Genomic DNA, 5,079 nt, shown 5'->3' on the forward strand with positions numbered 1-5,079 from the left:
GGCAGCGGCGGTGCGCTGGCACTTGGTGTGTGCGACGAGCTTGCCATGCTGCAAAATGCAGTTTACTCGGTGATTTCGCCGCGCGGATTTGCAAGTATTTTGTGGAAGAATGCGGCGCGCGAGCAAGAAGCGGCGAATATGATGCGCATTACTGCACATGATTTAGTAGAGCTTGGTGTTGCCGAACACATTATTCCAGAGGCAGAAGGCGGCGCACACAACGACCCGCGGAAGACCGCTGAAAACATAGCGCAGTACCTGATTGGTGCAATAAAAAAATATACTGCTTTTCCTATTGACCTGCTGTTGCAAAACCGCTATGATAAGTTCAGAAAGATTGGCGAGTACACAGAATAACGTTGGCACTGGTGAAATAAAATCACCTTATATTTAAATTTATATAATATTTAGAGGAGGAACTTTCTATGGTATTCGAGAAAGTAAGAGACATCATTGTTGATCAGCTGGACGTTGAGGAAGATACCGTCACCATGGAGGCAAACATCATCGACGACCTTGGCGCAGATTCTCTTGATGTGGTAGATCTCGTAATGAGCCTTGAGGAAGAGTTTGACACCGAAATCCCCGATGAGGAAGTTGAAAACATCAAAACCGTAGGCGACATTGTAAAATACATTGAAGACCAGATTTAAATAACAGCCAAATAGTCAGGCACTGCACCATTTGTGCGGTGTCTGTTTTTTATTCCAACTTCTTAACGCATTTCTTAACAGGGTTTCTTTTACAAAAACATTGAAAATTTTTAGCCAATGGGGTACAATATAATCCGTATCGCGCAGCAATGCCTGCGCAGCATGTAAATAAAGAAGGAGATTTCTGCATGGAATTTTTACTGGACGGAATCCTTGCAATTACTTGGCAACAGGTGCTGATGTGGGCGATTGGCGGGCTTCTTATCTACCTTGCAATCGGAAAAGGCTATGAGCCGGCATTGCTGCTGCCAATGGGCTTTGGTGCAATTCTTGTCAACCTGCCGCTCTCCGGCGTGCTCGATCAGGTAATGGAGGGGATCGGCGAAACCCACGGCATTATTCAGTGGCTGTTCGAAACCACGATTGAAGCGTCTGAGGCGCTGCCTTTGCTGCTGTTTATCGGCATTGGTGCAATGATCGATTTCGGGCCGCTGCTTTCTAACCCAAAGATGATGCTGTTTGGTGCAGCCGCCCAGTTTGGTATCTTCTTTGCAATTTCGGTTGCGGTTCTGTTTGGCTTTAACCTTACCGATGCAGCTTCCATCGGTATTATCGGTGCGGCAGACGGCCCCACCGCTATTTTGGTATCGCAAATATTTAGGAGCAATTATGTTGGCCCCATTGCGGTGGCCGCGTACAGTTATATGGCGCTGGTGCCTATTGTGCAGCCATTTGCCATCAAGCTGGTTACCACCAAAAAAGAGCGTATGATTCGCATGCCCTACAACCCCAAAAATGTTTCCCGCACCACCCGCCTGCTGTTCCCAATATTGGTAACAATTATTGCGGGTCTTGTGGCTCCGGCGTCTGTTTCGCTGGTAGGCTTTTTGATGTTTGGCAACCTCATTCGCGAGTGCGGTGTGCTCGATTCTCTTTCGCAGACTGCACAGAAGGAATTTGCAAACATCATTACACTTCTGCTCGGCATCACCATTTCGTTCAGCATGGTTGCGGACAAGTTTGTTCGTCTTGACACCTTATTTATTATGCTGATCGGCCTGGTTGCGTTTGTCTTTGATACCATAGGCGGTGTATTTTTCGCGAAGTTCCTCAACTTGTTCAGCAAAAACAAAATAAACCCCATGGTTGGTGCGGCGGGTATTTCGGCGTTCCCAATGTCGGCGCGCGTAATTCAAAAGATGGCGCTCAAAGAGGACAACCAAAACCACCTGCTGATGCATGCGGTAGGTGCAAACGTATCCGGCCAGATTGCTTCGGTTATTGCCGGCGGCATTATTCTGGGTCTGGTACCGCAGATGATCAAATAAGAGAGCAGCTTTTACTGAAAGCTCCGTACTGCTCGCATGTGAGCTTGTGAGAATATTCTCGCAAGGATAGGAGGAAATTGAGATGAACGAATTATTTATGCTATCTCTGCAGCTGATGGGTAAGGGTATGCTGGGTATCTTTGTAGTTGTATTTATCATTTACTGCCTGGTACTGGTGCTTGCCAAGACAACGGCAGAAAAAGCCAAAGAGGACTAAAGGCATATCGAATAGAAATACTATAAAAACAGGTTTTCAGATTGCCGTCGGCGGGTGCGCCGGCGGGGGCAATCGGTTCGTAATAAAAAGCAGAGTGCCGCTGCAGAAAGGGTCTGTGGGGCACTTTGTAATAGGAGGACAATATGGCAGATAAGAAAAAGATGGTAGAAGAAATTACCTCAATGGACGTAGACTTTGCAAAATGGTATACCGACGTTGTGAAAAAGGCGGAACTGGTGGACTACTCAAGCGTCAGGGGATGCATGATTATTCGCCCGTACGGCTTTGCGATTTGGGAGAACATTCAGCACATTATGGATACCCGCTTTAAGGAGCTGGGGCATGAGAATGTATCGATGCCCATGCTGATTCCCGAAAGCCTGCTTCAGAAGGAGAAGGACCACGTAGAGGGTTTTGCCCCTGAGGTTGCGTGGGTAACCCATGGCGGAAACGAAAAGCTTGAAGAACGCTTGTGCATCCGCCCCACCTCAGAGACCCTGTTCTGCGAGCACTATTCGCATGTCATTCATTCCTACCGCGATCTGCCGAAACTCTACAACCAGTGGTGCTCGGTGCTTCGCTGGGAGAAAACAACACGCCCGTTCCTGCGCACGATGGAGTTTCATTGGCAGGAGGGCCACACCATGCACGAGACTGCGCAGGAGGCGATTGAAGAAACAGAGCAGATGCTGAATGTTTACGCCAACTTCTGCGAGGATTCTCTTGCTATCCCCGTCATAAAAGGGCAGAAGACCGATAAAGAAAAGTTTGCAGGTGCAGAGGCAACCTACACCATCGAGGCAATGATGCACGACGGAAAGGCTCTGCAATCGGGCACCTCGCACTACTTCGGCGATGGCTTTGCACATGCCTTCAATATTACCTTTACCGGGCGCGACAACAAGCTGCAGTATCCGCATCAAACCTCGTGGGGTATGTCCACCCGCATCATCGGTGCTATTATTATGACACATGGCGATGATAACGGCTTGGTTCTTCCGCCTGCAATTGCGCCCATTCAGCTGATGGTCATCCCCATTGCACAGCACAAAGAGGGCGTGCTTGAAAAGGCTGCCGAAATCCGTGACAGGCTGAAAAAGCAGTTCCGCGTCAAGATGGACGACAGCGACAACTCCCCGGGCTGGAAGTTTGCACAGTACGAGATGAAGGGTGTTCCCCTGCGTCTCGAAATTGGGCCGAAGGATATTGAAAACAACCAGTGCGTGTTGGTTCGCCGCGATAACCGCGAAAAATATTTTGTATCTCTGGATGAACTCGAGACAAAAATCCCTGAGCTGTTGAAGGCTGTTCACGACGGTTTGTACAACAAAGCGCTGCAAAACCGCGAGAACCGTACATGGTCTGCAAAAACCATTGATGAAATCAACAAGGTTCTTGCGGAAGACACCGGTTTTGTAAAAGCCATGTGGTGCGGCGACCTTGCCTGCGAAGAGCAACTCAAGGAGCAGGCAGGTGTATCCTCCCGCTGTATTCCGTTTGAGCAAGAAAAAATCTCCGATACCTGCGTTTGCTGTGGTAAACCTGCAACAAAAATGGTATACTGGGGCAAAGCTTACTAATTAACATAATTTAGGCGATAACTGCAAGCTTTTGTGGTTATCGCTTTTTTGTTTTTACAAATCAACAACTCTTTCAATTATTTTTTAGCGCACTGTGGTTTTTGTGTATCCTAATTTTGATGTACTTAGCTCCCTATAGTGGAAAGATTTCATTAAGGGGTGTTGAAGTGTATATCAAAAAAATGGTTGCGAATGTATTACCGTATGAGATTTTGTCCGATATCGCAAAAGGTAAACTGGATTATTTTAATCCCACTACAGTTCAAAGCAGCAATTGGAAGCACTGGGTAGCGCAGATGGATGAAAAAATGTGCGCTACCTGCGAAAGTAAGCATGGAGAAATTTACAGCATGAATGAAACCCCTCCGGAGGAACCGCCTATTCATTTTGGCTGCCGATGTAAAATAGAAATTATGAGAGCAGTTTTTGCAGGGAATGCAACCAAAGACGGGCAAAACGGAGCAGATTACTGGATAAAACACTATGGAGCTTTGCCGGATTATTATATATCAGAAGATGATTTATTAGACTTAGGATGGAATTATGGAAAAGCGCCCTCTAAATTTGCCCCAGGCAAAATGGCTACAATGGGGGAATATAGGAATGATGATGGTCATTTACCCCAAATAGTTGGGCGTAGCTGGTATGAAGCAGATATCAATTATTATAGCGGAAAGCGTAATAAACACCGTTTGCTTTGGTCGAACGATGGTTTAATATTTGTGACTTACGACCACTACGAAACTTTTATTGAATTAATATAATGGGAGGATTTAAAATGAGCCAGAAAGTGATTACTTTAGACCTTACAGACTGCAAGTACATAATGGAGTTTCACGAAAGAATTAAAAAAGCGTTTGATTTCCCTGACTTTTACGGTAGAAATTGGAGTGCTTTTTGGGATTTGCTCAGAAGCGAGTGTGATGCCGATAAAGTAGTAATACTTGGTGAGCACACGATGTCCAAAGAATTTGATTGGCATTTAGAAAAAATGCATGAGATACTGCAACGAACGGTAGAAGACCGCAAAAAGCATGGCTTTCACTTTGAATTTGAAATAAACAGCTAGCGAAATACGAGTGTGTAAAGATGGGGTGATACTATGAGCCAAAAAGTGATTACTTTAGACCTTACAGACTGCAAGCATTTGGGAGAACTCCACCAAAGAATTAAAGAAGCGTTCGATTTCCCCGACTTTTACGGTAAAAATTGGGATGCCTTTTGGGATTTGCTTTGGAGTGAATGCGATGCCGATAAAGTAGTAATACTTGGTGAGCACACGATGTCCAAAGAATTTGATT

At 45.9% G+C, this 5,079-nt stretch carries 7 protein-coding genes and 1 pseudogene; all 8 read left to right on the top strand.

Going from position 1 to position 5,079, the window contains the following annotated elements; all coding sequences use genetic code 11:
* Nucleotides 1-357 (top strand): annotated as a pseudogene (locus RTV33_RS11580) (acetyl-CoA carboxylase carboxyl transferase subunit alpha); the annotation flags it as partial.
* A gap of 68 nt (nt 358-425) precedes the next feature.
* Complete coding sequence (locus RTV33_RS11585) at nt 426-653, top strand: acyl carrier protein (RefSeq protein ID WP_312644411.1); 228 nt, start codon at nt 426-428, stop codon at nt 651-653.
* Nucleotides 654-841: 188 nt separating this feature from the next.
* Entirely contained in the window at nt 842-1,981 is a 1,140-nt protein-coding gene (locus RTV33_RS11590; protein WP_312644412.1) for a sodium ion-translocating decarboxylase subunit beta, read from the top strand.
* Between the two features lie 82 nt (nt 1,982-2,063).
* Nucleotides 2,064-2,198: a hypothetical protein gene (locus tag RTV33_RS11595; RefSeq protein WP_312644414.1), complete on the top strand. Its 135-nt coding sequence runs from the start codon at nt 2,064-2,066 to the stop codon at nt 2,196-2,198.
* 143 nt (nt 2,199-2,341) lie between these two features.
* Complete coding sequence (gene proS, locus RTV33_RS11600) at nt 2,342-3,778, top strand: proline--tRNA ligase (RefSeq protein ID WP_312644415.1); 1,437 nt, start codon at nt 2,342-2,344, stop codon at nt 3,776-3,778.
* A gap of 167 nt (nt 3,779-3,945) precedes the next feature.
* Complete coding sequence (locus RTV33_RS11605; protein WP_312644418.1) at nt 3,946-4,542, top strand: phage minor head protein; 597 nt, start codon at nt 3,946-3,948, stop codon at nt 4,540-4,542.
* A 14-nt stretch (nt 4,543-4,556) separates the two neighbouring features.
* The gene (locus RTV33_RS11610) at nt 4,557-4,847 is read left to right on the top strand and encodes a barstar family protein (protein ID WP_312644420.1); all 291 of its coding nucleotides are present in this window, start codon (nt 4,557-4,559) and stop codon (nt 4,845-4,847) included.
* 33 nt (nt 4,848-4,880) lie between these two features.
* On the top strand, nt 4,881-5,079 hold a 199-nt coding region (locus RTV33_RS11615), incomplete at its 3' end, for a barstar family protein (RefSeq protein WP_312644422.1).

Source organism: Hydrogenoanaerobacterium sp. (assembly GCF_032017025.1).
Classification (GTDB): Bacteria; Bacillota; Clostridia; order Oscillospirales; family Ruminococcaceae; genus Hydrogenoanaerobacterium.

Coding starts and splice junctions, on each gene's coding strand:
- RTV33_RS11585 (WP_312644411.1), top strand. CDS start 426: ATGGTATTCGAGAAAGTAAGAGACATCATTGTTGATCAGCTGGACGTT.
- RTV33_RS11590 (WP_312644412.1), top strand. CDS start 842: ATGGAATTTTTACTGGACGGAATCCTTGCAATTACTTGGCAACAGGTG.
- RTV33_RS11595 (WP_312644414.1), top strand. CDS start 2,064: ATGAACGAATTATTTATGCTATCTCTGCAGCTGATGGGTAAGGGTATG.
- proS (WP_312644415.1), top strand. CDS start 2,342: ATGGCAGATAAGAAAAAGATGGTAGAAGAAATTACCTCAATGGACGTA.
- RTV33_RS11610 (WP_312644420.1), top strand. CDS start 4,557: ATGAGCCAGAAAGTGATTACTTTAGACCTTACAGACTGCAAGTACATA.